This window comes from Streptosporangium sp. NPDC053982 (assembly GCF_055585205.1).
Genome location: NZ_JBVJKQ010000002.1, coordinates 243,038 through 263,620 on the forward strand (window position 1 = coordinate 243,038; position 20,583 = coordinate 263,620).

Here is a 20,583-nt window from a genome sequence, read left to right on the forward strand (position 1 = left end):
CGGACGGGAGACCGGGCCGGAGTCCGACGGGCCCGCCGAGCCCGGCGGGTCCGGCGTATCCGGTGCGGAGGCCGGTCACGTCCCCGTGATGCGGCTCGCCCTCGACGAGGCGGCGCGGGCCGGCGCCCGCGGCGAGGTGCCGGTCGGCGCGGTCGTCGTGGACGCCGGGGGCGCCGTTCTGGCCCGGGCGGGCAACGACCGCGAGTCCCTGGCCGATCCCACCGCCCACGCCGAGATCCTCGCGCTGAGGGGCGCCGCGCGGGCGCGCGGCGGGTGGCGGCTGGACGGCTGCACGCTGGTGGTGACCCTGGAGCCCTGCACGATGTGCGCCGGGGCCGCCGTGCTGGCGCGGGTCGACCGCGTCGTGTACGGCGCCGCCGACGCCAAGGGCGGCGCCGTGGGCTCGCTCTGGGACGTCGTCAGGGACCGCCGCCTCAACCACCGGCCCGAGGTGGTGAGGGGCGTTCTGGCCGACGAATGCGCCGGGGTCCTCACCGATTTCTTCTCCGTCAGACGGATGCGCGAGCAATAGCGGTTATCCGGTAAGCTGCTCCGCGGTGGAGTCGCCTAGTGGCCGAGGGCGCACGCCTCGAAAGCGTGTGATGGGGCAACTCATCCGTGGGTTCAAATCCCACCTCCACCGCCACAGCGAAGGGCTCCCGGCCGTCGGCCGGGAGCCCTTCGGTTTTCCGCTCCCCCGCCCCTCCGGACCTCTCCGGCGGGCGGGCTCAGTCGTCCGGCAGCTCCAGCACCCTGGCGTGCAGGACCGAGCGCTGGTGAAGGGCCGACCGCAGCGCGCGGTGCAGGCCGTCCTCCAGGTAGAGATCACCGTGCCACTGCACCACGTGCGGGAACAGGTCGCCGTAGAAGGTGGAGTCCTTGGCGAGCAGGGAGTGCAGATCCAGCACCGCCTTCGTGGTGATCAGGGTGTCGAGCCGGATCTGCCGTGGCGGTATCTGCGCCCACTCGCGGTGCGAGAGGCCGTGGTCCGGGTAGGGCCGTCCGTCGCCGATCATCTTGAAGATCACACTATGTAGTTTATGAGAGTATCGGGCGTCATGCCCGCCGGATGCCCATCCGGCGGTTCGTTTCGCAGGTCACGAGGCCTTTCAGATGTCGCCCGCGAAGGTGTCGCACTTGTTGGGGTCGCCGCTCTCGTAACCGGTGGTGAACCACTTGACACGCTGCGCCGACGTCCCGTGGGTGAACCCCTCGGGGTCGATCCGGCCCTGGGTGCGCTTCTGGATGCTGTCGTCGCCGACGGCCGAGGCCGCGCTGATCGCCTCTTCGATGTCGGTCTGGCTGAACGGCTTGGCGAACAGGCCGGTCTCGTAGGCGTTCTTGGCCCAGGCTCCGGAGTAGCAGTCGGCCTGAAGCTCCAGCCGGACCGAGCCGCTCTCCGGTCCCTGCCGGTCTCCCTCCGCCTTGGCGTTGGTGCCGAGGAGGTTCTGTACGTGGTGGCCGTACTCGTGGCCGACGACGTAGGCCTGGGCGAACGGGCCGCCCTTGGCGCCGAACCGGCTCTGGAGCTCGTCGAAGAAGCTCAGATCGAGGTAGACCCGCTTGTCGGAGGGGCAGTAGAACGGGCCGACCGAGGCGTCGGCCGCGCCGCAGCCCGTGTTGACCTGGCCGGAGAACATCACCGTCTTGGCCGGCGTGTAGTTCTGCACGACCCCGGGCCAGTAGTCCTGGATGCTGTTGACCACGCCGACGATCCGGCACTGCTCCTTCTGGTCGGCGTCCTGGCCGGTCTTGCACTCGGAGGCGAGGTTGGAGCTGGGGTTCACGGGTGCCGGGTCCTCGCCGCCGGTGATGTTCCCGGGGTTGACGCCGAATATCAGAGCCACGATGAGCGCGATGATCCCGGCCGCGCCGCCGCCGACGGCGAGTCCGCCACCGGGGAAGCCGCCCCTGCCGCCGCTCTCCACCTGTGAGGAGTCGAGCTTGGCGTCATCTCTGAAGTCCATCGCCGATGTCCCTTCGATCCGCTGGGGAACCTCCCACTGCCCCGGGAAGGGCCGGACATTCCGGTGGAACCGGATGACGACGGGGAGGTCACGGCGTCGCGGCGTCCTCCCCGGCTCCCGCCGCGCTCTCCGGTTCCACCCCTGCCGCGCCTTGCCGCTCCTCTCCCGCCGCGCCCTGCGGTTCCTCTGCGGCCCGGTGCTCCGCGTGGGAGAGCCACTCCAGATACCAGTCGGCGAACATCATGCGCCCGCCGTCCCCGCCGCCGAGGGGTACGACCCCCATCCCGACGGCCCGGACGTCCTCCCACACGGTGCCGCGCTCGGGACCGGTCACCACGAGGAGGGTGTGGTAGCCACATCCCCGGTCGCCCACGCGGAGCGTGCCCGCGACCAGAGCCTCGTCGAGCTCGTCGAACTCGTCGTCCCAGGCTCCGAAGGCGCGGCGGTATCCCTCCTCGTCCGGGTAGGCGTCCCGGGAGGGCTCCCGCTCGTCGTATTCGTCCAGCGCCCGCTGCGCGTGGTCCGGCCGGAAGGGACGCCGCAGACGTCCGGCGAACGCGGCCCGGCTCTCCTCCGGAGGGAGGACCGGCGGGAACAGCCCGTAGTCGGGACCCGCACCGCCCGCGCCGACCTCCAGCAGGAAACCGCGGTACTCCCCGGGCAGACTCGTGCCCAGGGCCGTCTCGATCTCCGCCACCTCGCCCCCGGTGAGCGGGGGCGACAGCTCGAAGCCGTGGCCGTGGCCCTTGAAGAAGGCGCCGAACACCCGGCGCGCTCCCGGGGCGGCGCGCAGGGCGAGCACCCGCTCGCGCACCCCGGCCCACATCGTCGTCACCGGAGGAAAACTACCTCCGAGGGGGCCGAAGAGCCCTCCGGAGAGGCCGACTGAGACCCGAACCGAGACCCGGAAGCAGAAGAAGCCCGCTCCGAGATGGAGCGGGCTTCCCTGTCGTGGCTGGTGAGCCGTGGCGGAGGATAGGAGATTCGAACTCCTGAGGGGTTGCCCCCAACACGCTTTCCAAGCGTGCGCCCTAGGCCAACTAGGCGAATCCTCCGTGGAGAAGCTTACCGAACTTTCGGAGTGCGATGAACGGATATTCGGTGCTCCGAACACTCCGATCAGACGTTAGACTGTCCTCGGACCCCTCGCGCGGCGTCATCCTGTGAACCTCCCCAGGGCCGGAAGGCAGCAAGGATAAGCAGGCTCTGGCGGGTGTGCGAGGGGTTCTCTTCGTTTCAGGACCTCTCGCAGGCGGGATCGTCGCATGAGTCTTGCGCTTTACCGCAAGTACCGGCCCGGGACCTTCGCCGAGGTCAAGGGCCAGGAGCACGTCACAGAGCCGCTGCGGCAGGCGCTGCGGAGCGGCCGGATCAGCCACGCCTACCTGTTCAGCGGGCCCAGGGGCTGCGGCAAGACCTCCAGCGCCCGGATCCTGGCCCGCTCGCTGAACTGCGAGCAGGGGCCGACGCCCGATCCCTGCGGAAAGTGCGAGTCCTGCGTCGCGCTGGCCCCCACCGGTCCCGGACACCTCGACGTCATCGAGATCGACGCCGCCTCGCACGGTGGCGTGGACGACGCCCGCGACCTGCGTGAGCGGGCCTTCTTCGCGCCGGTGTCGGCACGCTTCAAGATCTACATCATCGACGAGGCGCACATGGTGACCCGCGAGGGTTTCAACGCGCTGCTAAAGCTCGTCGAGGAGCCCCCGCCGCACCTGAAGTTCGTCTTCGCGACGACCGAGCCCGAGAAGGTCATCGGGACGATCAAGTCCCGGACCCACCACTACCCCTTCCGGCTGATCCCGCCCGCCGCGCTGCGCGCGCTCATGGAGGAGATCCTCACCGCCGAGAAGGTCCCGTTCGAGCCGGCCGCGCTGCCGCTGGTGATCCGGGCGGGCGCCGGCTCGGCCCGTGACTCGCTGTCCATCCTCGACCAGCTCTTCGCCGGGTCCGACGAATCGGGCATCACCTACGCGCGCGCCGTCTCCCTGCTGGGCTACACCGACGGCGGCCTGCTCGACGACGTGGTCGCCGCCTTCGCCGCCCGCGACGGCGCCCGGGTCTTCCAGACGGTCGGCCGGGTGGTCGAGGGGGGCCACGACCCCCGCAGGTTCGCGATGGACCTGCTGGAGCGCTTCCGCGACCTGGTGATCCTGGCCAACGTGCCCGAGGCGGCCGAGAGCGGGCTGCTCGACCGGCCCGCCGACGAGCTCGACCGGCTCCGCGAGCAGGCCGCCTCGATGGGTCCGGCCGAGCTGACCCGCGCCGCCGAGATCTTCAACGCGGGCCTGACCGAGATGCGCGGCGCGGCCTCGCCCCGGCTGATGCTGGAACTGATGTGCGCCCGGACGCTTCTGCCCGGGACCGGCCGTGACGAGGCGGCGCTGCTGACCCGCCTGGAACGGCTGGAGCGCGGCGGCCTCACGGCGGCTCCCGCCGTCCCCGCCGTCGGCGTCCCGCCCGTGCGGGCGGTCGCCTCCCCAGCGGTCGCCTCCTCGGGGGACGCGTCGCCGGCGGCTCCGGCCGCGGCGGGCCTCTCCGCGGCGGCCCAGGCCGTGCCGTCCGCGCAGTCCCCGGTCCCACCGCCCGCACAGGCTCCGGCGCCCTCCGCCGGTACGGCTCCCGCCCCGGCGCAGCGGCCCCGCGCGGACGAGGACTGGCCCGCCGTGAACCGGCCGGGCGTCCCGGCGGCGGAATCCCAGGCCCCCGCGGCGCCCACGGCCCAGGCCCCCTCGACGGCTCCGGCCGCCCCGGCCGCCGACGCGGTGACCGGTACGGGGGCCGCGGCGGTGCAGCAGGCGTGGCCGCAGGTGCTCGCCGCCCTGAAGCGGCGCAGCATCGTCGTCTGGGCGAACGTGAACACCAACGCCCAGGTCGTGGGGGTCGAGGGGAAGCTCGTCACGCTCGGGTTCGCCCAGGTCGGCGCGATGCGCAACTTCACCGGCGGCGGCAAGGACGTCGTCGTCGCGGCGGCCCTCCAGGACGTCCTGGGCGGCTCCTGGAAGGTCGAGGCCGTCGTGGTGGGCGGCGGCCCGCCCGGCGGCGCCCGCCCCCCGGCGGGCCCGCCGCCCCAGCCGGTCCAGCCCGCCCCGCAGCCGGCCCGGCCGGGCCAGGACCCCGCCCCGGGGCCCGCTTCGGGGCCGGCTCCGGGATCCGCCCCGGGTTCCGCGCAGGGACCGGTTCCGGGGGCCGGCTCCGCGCAGGTCCCGGCGGCCCGGCAGGCCCCTCCCGCGCGCCGGTCCTCCCCGCCCGCCGACGACTCGTGGCCGGACGCGCCGCTTCCCGACGACCCCGGCTCACCGCCCTCCCCGGCCCCCGGTCTCGCCGCCGCCCGCTCGGCCGCGAGGGCGGCGGCGCAGACGGGCCCGAGAGCCGGCGGCGCCAGGCCCGCCTGGCCGGACAAGGTGCCGGGGCGCGGCCCCGCGCCGGACGGCGACGAGGTCGACCCGCTGAACGACGCGGACGCCGACGTCGACGCGCTGACCGGCATGGCGCTCATCCAGCGTGAGCTGGGCGGTCAGATCATCGAGGAGATCGACCACACCTGACGCGCGGCCGACGCGCGACGCCGCGCCGTACGGAAGCCGTACAGGGCCGTACGGGCAGGGCTGTACGGAGCCGGCGCGGGGAAGATGCGCGGGGTTATTGAACAAATGCAATGTGTGACGGGCCCGGGTCCGGTTAAATTTCCGTCAACACGTCGCCGTACGCGGCCGATCCGGTGCGTGTCATGTCGGGTCCCGGACGTCTGGAGGGGGGCCGGGACCCGACAGTGGTTTAGCCGCCTCCCCTGGGGAACACGTGCCCGGGCCAGTGCAACAGCCGGTCCGGACCCCGTAGGCTCGTGACGACTGACGTCACGGACGAGGAGCACACGACGGTGAACCCAGGGGATGTAAACCTGCAGCAACTGCTGGAGCAGGCGCAGCTCATGCAGCAGCAGCTCGTCAGCGCCCAGCAGGAGCTGAACGACGCCCAGGTGGAGGGCTCGGCGGGCGGCGGGCTCGTCGTGGCCACGGTCAACGGCAGCGGCGAACTGCTCGAACTGAAGATCAGCGCGGAGGCCGTCGACGCCGGCGACCGCCAGGAGACGGCCGACACGATCGCCGATCTGGTCATCGCCGCCATCCGGGACGCCGTGCGCTCGGCGGCCGACCTCCAGCAGGAGAAGCTCGGGCCGCTCGCGCAGGGCCTCGGCGGCGGGGGCGGCCTCGGCCAGCTTCCCGGATTCTGAAGCCATGTACGAAGGGGTCCTCCAGAACCTGATCGACGAGCTCGGCATGCTGCCGGGCGTCGGTCCCAAGAGCGCGCAGCGGATCGCGTTCCATCTGCTGGCAGCGGAGCCCGCCGACGTCAAGCGGCTCGCCCACGCCCTGCTGGAGGTCAAGGACAAGGTCCGCTTCTGCCGTGTCTGCGGCAACGTCGCCGCCGAGGAGGAGTGCCGGATCTGCCGTGACGCCCGGCGCGACACCCACGTCATCTGCGTCGTGGAGGAGTCCAAGGACGTGGTGGCCATCGAGAAGACCCGTGAGTTCCGTGGCCGCTACCACGTGCTCGGCGGGGCGATCAGCCCGATCGACGGGATCGGCCCCGACGATCTGCGCATCCGGGAACTGATGACGCGCCTGGCCGACGGCCGGGTGACGGAGCTGATCATCGCCACCGACCCCAACCTGGAGGGGGAGGCGACGGCGACGTACCTCGCCCGTCTGGTGAAGCCGATGGGTCTGAAAGTCACACGACTCGCCAGCGGCCTGCCCGTGGGCGGTGACCTCGAGTACGCCGACGAGGTCACCCTGGGCCGCGCGTTCGAAGGAAGAAGGCTGCTGGATGTCTGACGCATGGGCCGCTCTGGCCGACCGGATCGCCGTCCACGCGCGTGACTACATCGACGGGCTGACCCGGCTGGCGGGCGGCGAGGGCGGCGACGCCATCCTGCCGCTGCTGCTGGTGGAGGTGGCCCAGGTCAGTTCGGCCGGGGCCCAGCTCGGCGCCTGCCAGGACGTGATCCTGTCAGGAAACTGGGAGCCGCACCTGAGTGAGGACCCCGACGTCGACGGCGTCCGCACCGACCTCGCCGAGCGCCTGGGCCCGGTCGACGACTACGCCGAGGTCTTCGACCCCTACAAGGACACCTCGGTGACGCCCTACCGGCTGTCGGACGACCTGACCGCGGTGGCCGCCGATCTCATCCACGGGCTCCGGCACTACCAGGCGGGCCGTCCGCTGGAGGCGCTGTGGTGGTGGCAGTACTCCTACTTCAACACGTGGGGCAACCACGCGGGCGCCGCCCTGCGGGCACTCCAGGCGCTCGTCGCGCACACGCGCCTCGACGTGGCGGAGGAGCGTACCACGGTCTGACCGTCCCACATGGTGGTCAGGCCCGAGAGAGCTCGACGGGGCGCAAGTAGACTGTGGACTCCACAGCCCCAGATTGCTTCGGAGAGATCTCGTGGCGCTCGTTGTACAGAAATACGGTGGTTCGTCCGTCGCCGACGCGTCCTGCATCAAGCGGGTCGCGCAGCGGATCGTCGCGACGAAAAAAGCCGGCAACGACGTCGTGGTGATCGTCTCGGCGATGGGCGACACCACCGACGAACTGCTGGACCTCGCCCAGCAGGTCTCGCCGCTGCCCCCGGGCCGCGAGCTCGACATGCTCCTCACCTCCGGTGAGCGCATCTCGATGGCGCTGCTGGCGATGGCGATCGCCAACCTCGGCCACGAGGCCCGGTCCTTCACCGGCTCCCAGGCCGGTGTCATCACCGACTCCTCCCACGGCCGCGCGCGCATCATCGACGTGACGCCCGGCCGGATCCAGGAGGCCCTCGGCGACGGCCAGATCGCGATCGTGGCGGGATTCCAGGGAGTCTCCCAGGACACCAAGGACATCACCACGCTCGGCCGGGGCGGTTCCGACACGACCGCCGTCGCCCTCGCCGCCGCGCTGGAAGCCGACGTCTGCGAGATCTACACCGACGTGGACGGCGTCTTCACCGCCGACCCGCGCATCGTCCCGGCCGCCCGTAAGATCCCCAGGATCTCCTATGACGAGATGATGGAGATGGCGGCCTGCGGGGCGAAGATCCTGCACCTCCGCTGCGTGGAGTACGCGCGCCGGTTCGACCTGCCGATCCACGTCAGAAGCTCGTTCAGCACCAAGGAAGGCACGTGGGTCGTCTCCGACCCCGACAGTGAGGGAACAGAGATGGAGCAGCCGATAATCTCCGGCGTCGCGCACGACCGGAGCGAGGCCAAGATCACCGTTGTCGGGGTGCCCGACAAGGTCGGCGAGGCTGCCACGATCTTCAAGACGCTGGCGGACGCTGAGATCAACATCGACATGATCGTGCAGAACGTGTCGGCGGCGGCGACCGGCCGTACGGACATCTCCTTCACGCTGCCCACGACCGACAGCTCCACGGCGCTGACCGCACTGAAGAAGATCCAGGACCGCATCGGGTTCGAGTCGCTGCTCTTCGACGACCAGATCGGCAAGGTGTCGCTGATCGGCGCGGGCATGCGCTCGCACCCCGGCGTCACCGCGACGTTCTTCGCCGCCATCGCCGACGCGGGGGTGAACATCGGGATGATCTCCACTTCGGAGATCCGCATCTCGGTGGTCGTCGGGCAGGACGAGGTCGACGCGGCGGTCACCGCCGCGCACCACGCGTTCAACCTCGACGCCGACCAGGTCGAGGCAGTGGTCTACGGAGGTACCGGACGATGAGCCGCAAGCCGACCCTCGCCCTGATCGGCGCGACCGGTGCCGTGGGCACCGTCATGCGCGACATCATCTCCCAGCGGGAGGACGTCTACGGCGAGATCAAGCTCGTCGCGTCCGCCCGGTCTGCCGGGAAGGTCCTCCGGGTCCGCGGTGAGGACGTGGTCGTCAGGGAGCTGGCCCCCGAGGTCTTCGACGGCGTCGACATCGCGATCTTCGACGTGCCGGACGAGGTCTCCGCGATGTGGGTGCCGGTCGCAGCCGAGCGCGGCGCGATCGTCATCGACAAGTCCGGGACCTTCCGGATGGACCCCCAGGTGCCGCTGGTCGTGCCGGAGGTGAACCCCGAGGCCGCGCGGGAGCGGCCGCTGGGCGTCATCTCCACCCCCAACTGCACCACGCTGTCGATGATGGCCGCGATGGGCGCGCTGCACGCCGAGTACGGCCTGCGCGAGCTGGTGGTCGCCTCCTACCAGGCGGTCTCCGGCGCGGGCGTGGCGGGCTCGGCGCGCCTCTACGACGAGGTCGAGGCCCTGGCCGGCGACCGGACGGTCGGGCAGACCGCCGGCGACGTGCGCAAGGCCCTGCAGAACGCGCTGGGCGAGGCCGAGTCGCCGTTCCCGGCCCCGGTGGCGTTCAACGTCGTGCCGTGGGCGGGCTCGCTCAAGGACGGCGGCTGGGCCTCCGAGGAGCTCAAGCTCCGCAACGAGTCCCGGAAGATCCTCGGGATCGACGACCTGAAGGTCTCGGCGACCTGCGTGCGGGTGCCGGTGATCACGACCCACTCGCTGGCCGTGCACGCGACCTTCGAGCGCGAGATCACCGTCGCCGACGCCCACCGGATCCTGGAGGCCGCGCCCACCGTGGTCGTCATGGACGACCCGGCCAACGGCGTCTTCCCGACCCCGGCCGACGTCGTCGGCACCGACCCGACCTATGTCGGCCGGATCCGCCAGGCGCTCGACTTCCCGAACACCCTCGACCTGTTCGTCTGCGGGGACAACCTCCGCAAGGGTGCGGCCCTGAACGCCGCGGAGATCGCCGAGCTGGTCGCGGCCGAGTTCGCCTGACCCTGCAGACCCGTCGGACCGGTCCGGCCCGTTCGGATCCGGCCGGTCCGGTCGTCACCGCCTCCCGTCGTACGGCGCGCCGTACGGCGGGAGGCGGTCCGCCGTACGGCAGAAGGCGGCCTGACCTGCGGCGGGTGTCCGTCGCTCGCCGATCACGATGTCAGGGCCCGCGGGGCCGGGGTGTCGTGGCGGTCGTCGCATGGCGGTGTCCACGGGCCGCGGCGGTCGCGGTGTCCGGGGTGCGGGTCCTGTGCTTTCATGCGTCCCGGGCGCCGGAGAAGGCGTCACGGTGTCCCGGTGTCGAAGAACAGGATGTCCCAGTGGTCCAGCTCGCGGGCGTAGAGGGCGTTCGGTGCCCGGTAGAGCGGAGCGCCGTCGTCGCGGATGCCGTCGAACGGATAGTGCCGGGTGATGTAGTCGTTGACGCATGAGTTCGGCTGGATGTCCAGCTTGTAGCCCTTGGCGTGGCTGTAGCGGCCGGGGGCGTGGCCGACCTCGGTGCCGCCGGTGATGACGATCGGGCATCCGCTCGCCCGTCTTAGCGCGATCACGGAGGTGACGGTGGTCCTCCGTACGGTGTCCAGCGAGGTGCAGTGCCCCACCGTGCGGTCCACGCATCCCCCGGTGGACTTCCAGGACAGGCCCGAGCGTTTCAGCCGGTGCGCGGCCTGGGCCTGGGTGAGACGTACGGGCAGCACGCGCGTGGTCTTCGCGCTCGTGGTCCTGACGCTCGCCGCCTCCGTGCGCGCGGCCGGTTTCGCCTCGGCCGCGGTCTTCGCCACGGGAGCGCGCCCGGAAGCCGTGGCCGGTTTCGCCTCCGTCGCGGTCTTCGCCCCGGTCTTCGCCCCGGTCTTCGCCCCGGTCTTCGCCCCGGTCTTCGCTACGGGTTTCGCCACGGGAGCGGCCTCGGTGCCGGTGGCCGGCTTCGCCGCCGCGGGTTTCACCGCCGCCGCGGTTTTCGCCGCCGGGACATTCCTGACGCCCGTGGTCGATTCCGCCTCGGCCGTGGTCTTCATCGCCGTGGCCTTCGTCGCCGCGCTCCTCGCCTCGGTTGCGGGCTTCACCGCCGGGGCGCCCTTCGTGCCAGGGGCGGTCCTCTCCGCGAGGGCGGTCTTCCTCGGGGCGATGACCCCCCTCACGGGGGCCGTCCTCGCGCTCCCGGTGCCCTGCCTCGCGGGAACGGCCTTCGTGCCCTCGGCGGTCTTCGTGCTTTCGGCGGTCTTCCGCGCAGAGACGGCCTTCCGCGCAGAGACGGTCCGGCGCGCCGAGACGGCTTTCGCGCCCGCGGCGACCTTCGCTCGTCCGGCGGCCCTCGTCGCCCTCGCGGTCTTCGTCACCGCCCGCACAGCCGCCCTGGTGCTCGCGGTCCTGGCGCCCCGCACCCTCGGGGACCTCGGGTCGGCGGCCAGATCGTCCGACGTCGATTCCATGTCCGCGGTCGATCCCGTGTCCGCGGCTGTTCCGGTGTCCGCGGTCGACCCTGTTTCCGCGACCGACCCTGTTTCCGCGGCCGACTCGGCGCCGGCGGTCCACGCGCCCGCCGCCGACCCGGCACCCGCCGCCGACCCGGCACCCGCCACCGCCCCCATGCCCGCCACCGCCCCCATGCCCGCGCCCGCCGACGCTCCGGCATCCGCCATCGGCCGGTCGGCGGTCAGCGGTCCCGTGAGGACGGGCGGTATCGCGGCGGTCAGCGGGCTCAGGAGGGCGGGTGACCCCGCGGTGATCAGCGGACCCGTCGCCGTCAGCGAATCCGCCACCGTGGGCGAACCTGACATCATGAGCGGGTGTGCCGCCGTGACAGGGCCCGCGTCCATCAGCGGGTCCGCGGCCACGAGACCGGCCGGGCGTGTGACGGCTCCGGCGGCGCTTCCCGCGGTCACCGTGGTGAGCGCCGCGGGCAGAACCAGAAATGCTCCGGACGCGAGCCAGGAGGCGCCACGTCTACGGGGAGGTGCTCCCATTCTTCATCCCTTGTCGCGGGAGCCCTTCCGCCAAGGGGTTCAATCCCACGATCGAACTGGTACGACTCCTCAGAAAGTCTCGAATTTGCCCTTTAATGGTGATCATCGTGCGGCTCGATGACCTGACCCGTTCGCCCGCCGGGTCGTGGATCAACAACGGGGTCACGGGGTCGTACAGTGACGAACGTGGCTGAGCCGACCCAGAGAAGCCGAGGATCAGACAAGACCCGTGAAGTCATCGTCGAGACGGCCCTGCGGCTGTTTCGCGAACGGGGATACGAGGCCACGACGATGAGGGCCATCGCCGCCGAAGCCGGCGTCTCGGTGGGGAACGCCTACTACTACTTCGCCTCCAAGGAGGCCCTCGTCCAGGCGTACTACGACCGGGCACAGGACGAGCACGAGACGGCGTGCGAGGAGGTGCTGCGCCGGGAGAGCGCCTTCGCCGCGCGGCTGAGCGGCGTGCTGCGGGAGTGGGTGCGGGTCTCCGAGCCGTACCACGAGTTCGCGGTGAAGTTCTTCAAGCACGCGGCCGAGCCGAACAACCCCCTCAACCCCTTCAGCGCCGAGACCTCGCCCGCCCGGGACTCCTCGATCGCCGTCTACCGCACGGTGGTGGAGGGTTCGGCCGAGCGCATGGACGCCGAGCTGCGGGCCGAGCTGCCCGAACTGCTGTGGCTGCTGTCGATGGGGGTCGTGCTCTTCTGGGTGCACGACACGTCGGAGGGGTGCCGGAGGACGTACCGGCTCATCGAGCTGGTCGTCCCACTGGTGGACCGGCTGGTCGGGCTCTCCCACCTGCCGGGTCTGCGCGGCGTCGCCCGCGACTTCATCGCGGGGCTCCACGAGCTGCGGGCGTGACCTCGCAGCGGAGGTCCGTGTCCTTCCCGCGGAGCTCTGTCATGGGTCCGCGGCCTTCCCGCGTGATCTCGTCACGGGGTCCGCGGCCCTCTCCTGCGGTCTCGTCGCGGGAATTCACGGATTCCGCGTACGACGGCGGGCCCGAACCCGAGAATTTCGGTAACCGATTCATTACCCTCGGTAGTTATTCTCATGACTACTCCGAGGGGGTCCCATGGCCTGGGTAACCGTCCTGGTGGTCTCGACCACCGCCGTCACGCTGCTCACGCTTCTCGCGCTTCGCCGGAGAGGCAGGCCGGACGAGGAGCGGGGGGCGACCTCGGTCGACTTCTCCGCCAACCTCGCCCTCGCCGTCTATCTCCTCGTGCTGGCCTACGCCGCGGTGCTCTGCCGCGACGCGATCTCCACCTCGCAGGCCGACGTCCAGGCGGAGGCGGAGACCCTGACCGAGATGTACTGGTCGGTGGCCCCGATCCCCGAGGCGGCGCAGATCCGGACCCAGATCCGCGAGTACTCGGCGCAGAGCGCCAACCTCGACTGGCCGTTGATGGCCGAGGGCGAGATGTCCCCCGTCCCGTCGAGGATCCTCGAGGACATGCGTGCCGCGACCCTCCGGCTCCGGCCGGCCGGGAAGGAGGCCGAGAGCCTCCGCCAGGACGCGCTCCTCCGGGCCTCCGAGGTCGCGCACGCGCGCGCCGTACGCGCCGACGACGCCGAGGGCGGTCTGGAGAGCATCTTCGTGATCTCGATGATCGTCTCGGGGGCACTGGTCATCGCGCTGCCCTGGACGCTCGGGATGAGGCCCACGCGTCAGTCCGTGATCAGCGACGCCGTACGGGTGGGCGTGGTGGTCATCGGCATCGGCTTCATCATGCTGATCAGCCATCCCTTCACCGGGATCGGCGCGGTCGGGCCCGACGCCCTGCGGACCGCCCAGCATCAGTACGACCGGATCGACGGACAGTTCCCGCAGCCCTCGCAGGGGTGAGCGAGGCGCCGTCCGGGCTCGCCGCCGGGGTCACGGCCCCGGCGGCGGCCTGTTTCCGTGCGTGCTCCCCGGTGTCCGCTCAGCGGCGGGAGCGGCTCTTCAGCGCGGCGGCGGCGCTCACCGAGATGACACCGGTGAAGACCACCAGGATGACCAGCCTGCGGTCGGTGCCCCGGCGCCGGTCGGCGAAGCGGTCCAGCACCATCGGCCTGCGCGCGGCCAGGGGTGCGAAGGAGGGTACGGCCGGCCGGGGCGTGGCGGACGGCGACGGGGTGGGCTCGGGCGCCTCCGGCGGGACGACGGCCTGGCGGAAGCGCACGGCGGGCTCGACGGGCCGGGGCTCGGGCCGCCGCGGCGGATGGGAGGGCGGGGCGGGGGCCCGCGTCTCCGGTGGCTCCGGCGAGGCCGGTGGCTCCGGTGGGTCCGGCACGGCGGGCATCGCCGGCACCGCCGGCGTCACCGGAGCCACCGGTGTCGGGGCGGGTGGCGTCGGAGGCGCGGGCTCCGGAACCGGAACGGGCGGCTCAGAGGGCCGTACAGGACTCGGAACGGGGTGCGCCGGGACGATGACCGGGGGGCAGGGTTGCGGGCACGCCCCGCATGTCCCCAGGCGTACGCCCAGGATCACCTCCACGAGTCCCGGCCCCACGCTCACCCGTGCCGGGCCGCTCGGGTCGTTTCCCACGCTCACCCGTGCCGGGCCGTTCGGATCGCTCGGGTCGTTTCCCACGCTCACCCGTGCCGGGCCGTTCGGATCGTTCCCGCCGGTCGCATCGAGCGGGCCGGTCGGAGTGTCCCGCCCCGGAACACCCGATCGTGCGGCGGCGGCCGCGCAGTACGGCCGAGCGGCGGTGCCGGGCAGGCCGCCAGGCCGCGCTCCGGCGGCCGCGTCACCGGCCCAGGCCGGCGCGAGGGCCGCCAGGCAGGCCGCGGCGGCCACCGAGACCGCCGCCCGTGGCCCGCGTCCTCGTCTTCCGTGCCGTCTTCCGTGCCACTTCGTCGTCACCATAACGTTCTAACATCTCACTCAGCGTCACGGAGGGGTAAACGGCCACCCCGGGAAGATCTTCTCCGGTCGTCGGCCGTACGGCCGAGGCGGGCGGACGGTTGACGGGGCCCGGGGCCGATGCGGCAAGCTGTTTCAGAACATCGTTCTAGTAACTGCGGAGGCGGCATGATGGCCACGGGCACACGGTGGGGAATGACGCTCCCCTTCTCGGACCGCACACTCGCCGGGTCGCGGGAGCTGGTGGCCGAGCTGCCGAAGCTCGGCTACACCGACGTCTGGTCCGCCGAGGTGAACGGCGCCGACGGCTTCGTGCCGCTGGCGCTGGCCGCCGAGTGGGCCCCCGGCGTACGGCTCGGCAGCGCGATCGTCCCCGTCTCCACCCGTGGGCCCGGCCTGCTGGCGATGTCGGCCGCCACGCTCGCCGATCTCGCCCCGGGGCGGTTCGTCCTGGGCATCGGGGCCTCCTCCCCCGTCATCGTCGAAGGCTGGAACGCCGGAGAGTTCACGAAGCCGTTCGCCAGGACGAGAGACACGCTCCGTTTCCTGAGGGCGGCGTTGTCCGGCGAGAAGGTCACCGAGCGGTACGAGACGTTCGAGGTCAGGGGTTTCCGGCTGGAGCGCGCCCCCGAGACACCGCCGAAGATCGTCCTTGCCGCGCTGCGGCCCCGCATGCTCCGCCTGGCCGCCGCCGAGGCCGACGGCGCGATCACGAACTGGCTCTCGCCGCAGGACGTCCGGAAGGTCAGGGCGGAGATCGGCCCGGACGTCGAGCTGATCGCCCGGCTGTTCGTGTGCGTCAGCGAGGACGCCGCCCGGGTGCGCGAGTTCGCCCGCCGCATGCTCGCCGGATACCTGACCGTCCCGGCCTACGCGGCGTTCCATGAATGGCTGGGGCGCGGTGAGACGCTGCGCCCGATGCGCGAGGCGTGGGCGGCCGGCGACCGGAAGGGGGCACTGCGCGCCATCCCGGACGAGCTCGTGGACGCGCTCGTGGTGCACGGCGACGCGGCGACGTGCCGGGCCAGGATCCGCGAGTACGTGGACAACGGGCTCACCACCCCGGTGCTCGCGCCGATCCCGGTGGGCGGGGTCCCGCTGGAGCGGGCCGTACGGGAGCTGGCGCCGGCCGGGGACTGACGGGACACGATCTCCGTCGCGGAAGCGGAAGCGGAAGCGGAAGCGGGGGTGGGGGTGGGAACGGAGTGGAGGCGAGGGACGGAGGCGGGGCGCCGGATCCCGGGAGCCTGGGCCGGGGAATCGTGAGGTCCGCGTACGGGACGGGACCGCGCGGGAACCGGCCGGAGGAATCACGCGTTATATCGTGTGGCGGCCGGGTAGATGACCCCCGCCAGAAGAGCGTGCTTCCGAGGAGGTTCCCCCATGGCGAAGGCGGCGCGTGCGGCACAGGCGTGGCGGGTCTACAGGCAGGTGTCCGGGCCGGGTTCCCCCGGCGTCGCCACCCGCCTGCGCGCGGTGCCGAAGATGATCGGCGCGGTCATGCGCGGTCAGTATCCGGGCATGACCAAGGGCAAGCTGGCGATGCTGGGTCTCGGCGTCGCCTACATCATCTCTCCCATAGACCTCGTCCCGGACTTCCTGGCGCTCATCGGGGTCGCCGACGACTTCGGCGTCTTCCTGTGGCTGATGGGCTCCCTGCTCGGCGAGAGCGGCCGCTACGTCGACTGGGAGCGGCACGGCGTCAGGGCGTTCCCGTCCGCGACGGGTCCGTTCCCCCACGGACGGCACGACTGAGCCGGCCCGTCACGCGGACCGGAGCCGTTCCGTCCCCAGCCGGGCCCGCGAGGGCGGCGGGTGACAGAGCTTGAAGCTGCGCCGCCCTGAGCCGGGCCCGTGAGGGGGCGGCGGGACAGAGCCTAGAGCTGCTCCATCCTGAGCCAGGCCCGCGAGGGCAGCGGGTGGCCGAACAGGCGGGCGGCGTTGCCGTAGGCCACCCGGGCTATGTCGGCGGGCGGCAGCCTGCCCAGGCTCGTCGCGACGGCCTGCTGGGTGTCGGGCCAGGTGGAGTCGGAGTGCGGGTAGCCGCTCTCCAGCAGCACGTGCTCCAGGCCGACGGCCAGGCGCACCCCCGACAGGGCGTGGTCGTTGAGCGTGCCGAAGTAGAAGTTGCGGCGCAGCACCTCGCTGGGCTTCAGGCCGCCCTCCCACTGCGCCTCGCCCGCCACCGGGTGGTCCAGCGCGTAGTCGGCCCGCTCGGCGAGCATGGGCAGCCAGCCCACGCCGCCCTCCACGATCAGGATGCGCAGGGCCGGGAACCGCAGCGGGACGCCCGACCAGAGCCAGTCGGCGCAGGCGAACATGGCGCTGGCCGGCATCAGCGTGGTGATCGCCTCGATGGGGGTGTCCGGGGACGGCACCGGGGCCCACGAACCGGCCCCGGCGTGCAGGCAGACGACGGTGCCGGTCTCCTCGCACGCCTGGAAGAACGGGTCCCAGTGGTCGCTGTGGACGGACGGCAGGCGCAGCCGGGTGGGGAACTCGGGGAAGAGCACGGCCTTGAAACCTCGGGCCGCGTTGTCGCGGACCTCCTTGGCGGCGATCTCGGGATCGGCCAGCCAGGGGAGCTGCAGGGCGATGATCCGCTCGGGGTAGGTGCCCGCCCAGACCTCCACGTGCCAGTCGTTCCAGGCCCGCGTGACGGCCAGGCCCAGCTCCTGGTCACGGGTCTTGGCGAAGAGCATCCCGGACTGCAGGGCCAGCATGCCGGGGAAGCACAGCGACGCCCAGACCCCGGCGCGGTCCATGTCGTCGATCCTGGCCTCGATGTCATGGCAGCCCGGCCGCATGTGCTCGAAGCGCACCGGGTCGAGCGTCCACTGCTCCCGGGGCAGACCCGCGCCCACGTCGAGACCCGCGCACGGGTAGGTCGCGCCGCCGTACCGCCAGACCTGGTGTCCGGCCTCGGTCTCCACGACCTTGGGGGCGAGCTCGGCGTACTTGCCGGGAAGCCGGCCCTCGAACATGTCCGGCGGCTCGATCAGATGGTCGTCGACCGAGATGATCACATAATCCCGCCGCCTGGGCTCGGGGTCGGGGAGCAGCGGCGTCGTCACGCGGTAAACCGTACGTCCCCGCCATAACACTGGACAAGCCAGAGGGTCACGGTTTGACGCGCGTGGTCCGAAAGCCCGCGCCGGGGTCATGACCTCGCGACTTCGCGGGGCGGCGCGCAGGGGCTCGGCCGGGCCCGGCCGAGCCTTCCGGCCCTCGCGTCCCGGGCCCGGGACCGCCGTCCGGGGGATGGCAGCGGCCCCGGGAGGGCGGGCCCGCCGATGAGGGTGCCACTCGTGGCGGGCCCTGAGAAATGCCCCTACCCGTAGATCGTCGGGATAACGGCATTCCCCGAAAAAGATCCGTTCCGCGCTGAACGGGCGACGAGAACCGGTGGAGCAACGGGTGAGCCTGACAAGCGGGACGGGGCGGGGCCCGGCGGGCCAGGGCGTGGGGACCGGCGGGGTGCCGTGCGGTGAGGCGGGGCCAGGCGGGACGGGGCGAGGTGGGGGCCGGCGGGGCGGGGTGCCATGTGGTGAGGTGGGGCGGGGCGGGGGTGCGGGTCCGCCGGCCGTAACCTGTCCGGCGGGTCCGAGAGCGGGAGGGGCGGCATGCCGACGGTGGTTCCGGCGCGGGACGGTCTGGAGCACGGCGCGCGCCTGGTGCTGCTGTTCGTCCTCGCGCTGTCCTTCGTCGTCGTCCTGGCCGACCAGGACCTGCCGCGCCGTGACGCCGAGGAGCTCATCGCGGACCTGCGCGCGGGGAGGGTCGCCACGGTCGTCTACGACCGTGACTGGCCGGCCTACGGCACCCTGACGTGGTCACGCGGCCCGCTGTCCTGGACCCAGGCCACCCACCGCCAGCCGGACGACGTCTGGGACCACCGGACGGGTGAGCTGGTCCGCCCGGCCCTGGAGCGCCGCCAGGGCGCGTTCCTGGCCCGGGTGCGCGCCGCCGCGGGCCCGTCGGTGGAGATCGTGCGTGGCGGGCCCGCGTGGCTCCGGGCGGGCTCACCGGCCTACGCGCGGTGGTGGCCGCCGTTCGCGCCGTTCGCGGTGGCGGCCGAGGTGCTGGTGTGGATGATGATGCTCACCCGCGGGGACCACCGCCTCGCCGGCCGCCGGGCGTGGTTCTGGATCCTGCTGGCCGGTGGTTCGCCGCTCTACGCGCTGCTGGAGCCGTACCCGCTGTGGCGCCGGCCGTACGAGGTGCTGCCGCCGCGTGCGAGGCTCGGCGGCCCGGCGGCGTTCATCCTCGCCGTGACCGCCATGCTCACCCTGACGATGCTGACCACCCCCGCCTGATCGCCCCCAACGGGCGGGCCGCTGAGGTATGAAGGAAAGGTGACCCCCTTTCCCGCCGAGGTACGGAACGCCTGGCGGATCGCCGGCCTGGCCGTCCGGATCGTGCTGCTGGCGGTCCTCCTCACGGGCGCGCTGGTGGCGGTGCTGAGCTACGCGCCCACCGCGCGGACCCTGACCGATTTCCGCGCCGCCGTGGCGGCGGACCGGGTGTCGGCCGTCCTCTACCGGGAGCACGGCGGCCTGATCAGGGAGGTCAGGTGGTCCGAGGGACTCCTCGTCTGGCACCAGCTCGTCGACCTGCCGGTCTCCCGCGGGAAGCAGGGGTACGCCGCGGCCGAGTTCTGGCCGGAGGTCTCCAGGGTGCCCCCGCGGGCGGTGTCCTCCTTCGGCGACCGGGACGACCCGTCGAGGATCCTCCCCGACTGGCCGTTCCGGGTCCTGCGGTACGGCGGCATCCCCTGGCTCGCGGGCGCCTGGGGGATCTCTTTCCTGATCATGCTCGGCTCGACGCCCCGGCTGGCCAGTCGGTGGGCGTGGATCTGGCTGTTCACCGTGGGACAGGTCGGCGCGATCGGCTTCCTGTTGCTGGAGCCCCGGCCGCTGTGGTTCCGGGGCGACCGGCGGCCCGCGCCGATGAAGAGGATGAACGGCTGGCAGGGCTTGGCGATGTCGATCGGCCTGGCGCTCGTCGCCGTGCTCGTCGCGATGGGCGTCGGCATGCTGGCGAGGCTGCTGCTGGGCTAGGTTCCGTGGGCCGCCTGACCGGCCGCGGCAGGCGAAAAGGTCCACGGAACGGAACCCGGGCCCTGCCCGGGGAGGCGGCCGGGCGCCGATGGGCGTGGGAGCCGGTCAGGCGTCGATCGGTTCGGCGGGCTCCTTCGTGTCCCGCTCCGATCCGTCCGCCGTCCGGCCGGCACGGATGTCGGCGGCCTCGCGGCGGATCAGCAGGATCCAGCCGCCGATCGCGACGGCGATGAACAGCCACCACTGCACGCCGTACGCGAGGTTGAGACCGCCGCCCTCGCCGACGTCCGGCGCGGGCACCGGGACGGGCGCGGCGGCCGCCCGGGGGGACTGGTCGGTCAGCTCCACGAACCCGCCGTAGAGCCGGTACGGCAGGCCGTCGCCGATCCGGCCGGTGTCGATCAGCATGACCTGGCCCGGGGGAAGTCCGGGCCGGTCCTTGATGCCGCTGGTGTCCTCGGTCTCGGCGGGGCGCAGCCGTCCGGTGACGGTCACCCGGCCCGGCGCCGGGGCCGGGACGTCGGGTACGGCGTCGGCCGACGCGCCGGCCTTGACCCAGCCCCGGTTCACCAGCACGGCCTGGCCGTCGCCGGTGACCAGCGGGGTGAGGACGTAGAAGCCGAGTACACCCTCCTGGGGGCGGCGGCGCACCAGGAGCTGGTGGGCCGTGTCGAACGCCCCGGTGGCCGTGACGATGCGGTACTTGTCCTGGGCGCGCACGGCTCCGCCGGGCGTGGTCAGCCGGTCCACGGGCACCGGGCCGGCCGCCAGGTTGGCGGTGGTCTGGTGGCTGGTGGTGGACCGCTCCTCGTAACGCCCGAACTGCCACCGGCCCAGGAACACGAAGGCGGGTATGACCAGCAGCACCACCACGTGCAGGGCGATCCAGCGAGGGGTCAGAAGAAACCGGTACACGCATTCAGGGTAGGCACCGCGGGCACCGCCC

21 protein-coding genes, 2 tRNA genes and 1 other RNA gene are annotated in these 20,583 nt (G+C 72.3%); 16 read left to right on the forward strand and 8 right to left on the reverse strand.

Annotation, left to right across the window (positions count from 1 at the left end; all coding sequences use genetic code 11):
- Window positions 1-88: 88 nt before the first annotated feature.
- Together tadA and ACZ6W9_RS03940 are read left to right on the forward strand one after the other, a co-directional pair.
- Complete coding sequence (gene tadA / locus ACZ6W9_RS03935; protein WP_362932569.1) at window positions 89-532, forward strand: tRNA adenosine(34) deaminase TadA; 444 nt, start codon at window positions 89-91, stop codon at window positions 530-532.
- Window positions 533-556: 24 nt separating this feature from the next.
- A tRNA-Ser gene (locus ACZ6W9_RS03940) sits at window positions 557-646 on the forward strand.
- Window positions 647-728: 82 nt separating this feature from the next.
- On the opposite strand, the gene ACZ6W9_RS03945 is transcribed toward ACZ6W9_RS03940, so the two are convergent.
- The 4 genes from ACZ6W9_RS03945 to ACZ6W9_RS03960 form a co-directional block, all read right to left on the reverse strand.
- A complete protein-coding gene (locus ACZ6W9_RS03945) occupies window positions 729-1,028 on the reverse strand; it encodes a type II toxin-antitoxin system VapB family antitoxin (protein WP_362932571.1) in 300 nt (99 codons plus the stop codon).
- An 81-nt stretch (window positions 1,029-1,109) separates the two neighbouring features.
- On the reverse strand, window positions 1,110-1,967 hold the full coding sequence (ypfJ, locus tag ACZ6W9_RS03950; RefSeq protein ID WP_362932573.1) for a KPN_02809 family neutral zinc metallopeptidase: 858 nt from the start codon (window positions 1,965-1,967) through the stop codon (window positions 1,110-1,112).
- Between the two features lie 88 nt (window positions 1,968-2,055).
- Window positions 2,056-2,802: an SMI1/KNR4 family protein gene (locus ACZ6W9_RS03955; protein ID WP_470116682.1), complete on the reverse strand. Its 747-nt coding sequence runs from the start codon at window positions 2,800-2,802 to the stop codon at window positions 2,056-2,058.
- A gap of 131 nt (window positions 2,803-2,933) precedes the next feature.
- Window positions 2,934-3,022 (reverse strand) — tRNA-Ser (locus tag ACZ6W9_RS03960).
- Window positions 3,023-3,104: 82 nt separating this feature from the next.
- Here ACZ6W9_RS03960 and ffs point away from each other — a divergent pair.
- From ffs to ACZ6W9_RS03995, 7 genes are all read left to right on the forward strand, one after another.
- An RNA gene (gene ffs / locus ACZ6W9_RS03965) (signal recognition particle sRNA small type) lies at window positions 3,105-3,200 on the forward strand.
- Between the two features lie 32 nt (window positions 3,201-3,232).
- Window positions 3,233-5,515, forward strand: coding sequence for a DNA polymerase III subunit gamma and tau (locus tag ACZ6W9_RS03970; RefSeq protein WP_470116683.1), 2,283 nt, complete (start codon window positions 3,233-3,235; stop codon window positions 5,513-5,515).
- A gap of 332 nt (window positions 5,516-5,847) precedes the next feature.
- Window positions 5,848-6,201, forward strand: coding sequence for a YbaB/EbfC family nucleoid-associated protein (locus ACZ6W9_RS03975; protein WP_362932823.1), 354 nt, complete (start codon window positions 5,848-5,850; stop codon window positions 6,199-6,201).
- Between the two features lie 4 nt (window positions 6,202-6,205).
- Complete coding sequence (gene recR, locus ACZ6W9_RS03980; protein ID WP_362932581.1) at window positions 6,206-6,805, forward strand: recombination mediator RecR; 600 nt, start codon at window positions 6,206-6,208, stop codon at window positions 6,803-6,805.
- Entirely contained in the window at window positions 6,798-7,328 is a 531-nt protein-coding gene (locus ACZ6W9_RS03985; RefSeq protein ID WP_362932583.1) for a DUF5063 domain-containing protein, read from the forward strand. The genes recR and ACZ6W9_RS03985 overlap by 8 nt, the downstream gene beginning before the upstream one ends.
- Before the next feature lie 91 nt (window positions 7,329-7,419).
- Window positions 7,420-8,694, forward strand: coding sequence for an aspartate kinase (locus ACZ6W9_RS03990; protein WP_362932585.1), 1,275 nt, complete (start codon window positions 7,420-7,422; stop codon window positions 8,692-8,694).
- Window positions 8,691-9,758: an aspartate-semialdehyde dehydrogenase gene (locus ACZ6W9_RS03995; protein ID WP_389961445.1), complete on the forward strand. Its 1,068-nt coding sequence runs from the start codon at window positions 8,691-8,693 to the stop codon at window positions 9,756-9,758. Before ACZ6W9_RS03990 ends, ACZ6W9_RS03995 begins: the two co-directional genes overlap by 4 nt.
- A 284-nt stretch (window positions 9,759-10,042) precedes the next feature.
- Here ACZ6W9_RS03995 and ACZ6W9_RS04000 read toward each other — a convergent pair whose 3' ends face one another.
- Complete coding sequence (locus tag ACZ6W9_RS04000) at window positions 10,043-10,456, reverse strand: hypothetical protein (RefSeq protein WP_389961443.1); 414 nt, start codon at window positions 10,454-10,456, stop codon at window positions 10,043-10,045.
- 4 nt (window positions 10,457-10,460) lie between these two features.
- Between ACZ6W9_RS04000 and ACZ6W9_RS04005 the strand changes: the two genes are divergently transcribed.
- The 3 genes from ACZ6W9_RS04005 (at window position 10,461) to ACZ6W9_RS04015 (ending at window position 13,571) form a co-directional block, all read left to right on the forward strand.
- On the forward strand, window positions 10,461-11,843 hold the full coding sequence (locus ACZ6W9_RS04005) for a hypothetical protein (RefSeq protein WP_470116684.1): 1,383 nt from the start codon (window positions 10,461-10,463) through the stop codon (window positions 11,841-11,843).
- A 65-nt stretch (window positions 11,844-11,908) separates the two neighbouring features.
- Window positions 11,909-12,583, forward strand: coding sequence for a TetR/AcrR family transcriptional regulator (locus tag ACZ6W9_RS04010; RefSeq protein ID WP_389961439.1), 675 nt, complete (start codon window positions 11,909-11,911; stop codon window positions 12,581-12,583).
- 214 nt (window positions 12,584-12,797) lie between these two features.
- On the forward strand, window positions 12,798-13,571 hold the full coding sequence (locus tag ACZ6W9_RS04015; protein WP_362932593.1) for a bestrophin-like domain: 774 nt from the start codon (window positions 12,798-12,800) through the stop codon (window positions 13,569-13,571).
- Between the two features lie 79 nt (window positions 13,572-13,650).
- On the opposite strand, the gene ACZ6W9_RS04020 is transcribed toward ACZ6W9_RS04015, so the two are convergent.
- Entirely contained in the window at window positions 13,651-13,890 is a 240-nt protein-coding gene (locus ACZ6W9_RS04020) for a hypothetical protein (RefSeq protein ID WP_362932595.1), read from the reverse strand.
- An 882-nt stretch (window positions 13,891-14,772) separates the two neighbouring features.
- On the opposite strand from ACZ6W9_RS04020, the gene ACZ6W9_RS04025 reads away from it, so the two are divergent.
- The gene (locus tag ACZ6W9_RS04025) at window positions 14,773-15,717 is read left to right on the forward strand and encodes an LLM class F420-dependent oxidoreductase (protein WP_362932597.1); all 945 of its coding nucleotides are present in this window, start codon (window positions 14,773-14,775) and stop codon (window positions 15,715-15,717) included.
- 243 nt (window positions 15,718-15,960) lie between these two features.
- Window positions 15,961-16,332 carry a YkvA family protein gene (locus ACZ6W9_RS04030; RefSeq protein ID WP_389961436.1) on the forward strand — a complete coding sequence of 124 codons (372 nt, stop codon included), beginning with the start codon at window positions 15,961-15,963 and terminating at the stop codon, window positions 16,330-16,332.
- 122 nt (window positions 16,333-16,454) lie between these two features.
- On the opposite strand, the gene ACZ6W9_RS04035 is transcribed toward ACZ6W9_RS04030, so the two are convergent.
- Window positions 16,455-17,651 (reverse strand): amidohydrolase family protein, encoded by a 1,197-nt coding sequence (locus ACZ6W9_RS04035; protein WP_389961434.1) that lies wholly within the window; start codon window positions 17,649-17,651, stop codon window positions 16,455-16,457.
- A gap of 549 nt (window positions 17,652-18,200) precedes the next feature.
- Here ACZ6W9_RS04035 and ACZ6W9_RS04040 point away from each other — a divergent pair.
- Together ACZ6W9_RS04040 and ACZ6W9_RS04045 are read left to right on the forward strand one after the other, a co-directional pair.
- Complete coding sequence (locus ACZ6W9_RS04040; RefSeq protein ID WP_389961432.1) at window positions 18,201-18,893, forward strand: hypothetical protein; 693 nt, start codon at window positions 18,201-18,203, stop codon at window positions 18,891-18,893.
- Window positions 18,894-18,932: 39 nt separating this feature from the next.
- Window positions 18,933-19,637 carry a hypothetical protein gene (locus ACZ6W9_RS04045; protein WP_389961430.1) on the forward strand — a complete coding sequence of 235 codons (705 nt, stop codon included), beginning with the start codon at window positions 18,933-18,935 and terminating at the stop codon, window positions 19,635-19,637.
- A 105-nt stretch (window positions 19,638-19,742) separates the two neighbouring features.
- On the opposite strand, the gene ACZ6W9_RS04050 is transcribed toward ACZ6W9_RS04045, so the two are convergent.
- Entirely contained in the window at window positions 19,743-20,552 is an 810-nt protein-coding gene (locus tag ACZ6W9_RS04050) for an SURF1 family cytochrome oxidase biogenesis protein (RefSeq protein ID WP_470116685.1), read from the reverse strand.
- Window positions 20,553-20,583 lie beyond the last annotated feature (31 nt).

What these genes read in the sequence shown, in the direction of transcription:
- tadA (WP_362932569.1), top strand. Translation starts at nt 89, where the DNA reads ATGCGGCTCGCCCTCGACGAGGCGGCGCGGGCCGGCGCCCGCGGCGAG.
- ypfJ (WP_362932573.1), bottom strand. Translation starts at nt 1,967, where the DNA reads ATGGACTTCAGAGATGACGCCAAGCTCGACTCCTCACAGGTGGAGAGC.
- ACZ6W9_RS03970 (WP_470116683.1), top strand. Translation starts at nt 3,233, where the DNA reads ATGAGTCTTGCGCTTTACCGCAAGTACCGGCCCGGGACCTTCGCCGAG.
- recR (WP_362932581.1), top strand. Translation starts at nt 6,206, where the DNA reads ATGTACGAAGGGGTCCTCCAGAACCTGATCGACGAGCTCGGCATGCTG.
- ACZ6W9_RS03985 (WP_362932583.1), top strand. Translation starts at nt 6,798, where the DNA reads ATGTCTGACGCATGGGCCGCTCTGGCCGACCGGATCGCCGTCCACGCG.
- ACZ6W9_RS03995 (WP_389961445.1), top strand. Translation starts at nt 8,691, where the DNA reads ATGAGCCGCAAGCCGACCCTCGCCCTGATCGGCGCGACCGGTGCCGTG.
- ACZ6W9_RS04015 (WP_362932593.1), top strand. Translation starts at nt 12,798, where the DNA reads ATGGCCTGGGTAACCGTCCTGGTGGTCTCGACCACCGCCGTCACGCTG.
- ACZ6W9_RS04025 (WP_362932597.1), top strand. Translation starts at nt 14,773, where the DNA reads ATGACGCTCCCCTTCTCGGACCGCACACTCGCCGGGTCGCGGGAGCTG.
- ACZ6W9_RS04030 (WP_389961436.1), top strand. Translation starts at nt 15,961, where the DNA reads ATGGCGAAGGCGGCGCGTGCGGCACAGGCGTGGCGGGTCTACAGGCAG.
- ACZ6W9_RS04040 (WP_389961432.1), top strand. Translation starts at nt 18,201, where the DNA reads ATGCCGACGGTGGTTCCGGCGCGGGACGGTCTGGAGCACGGCGCGCGC.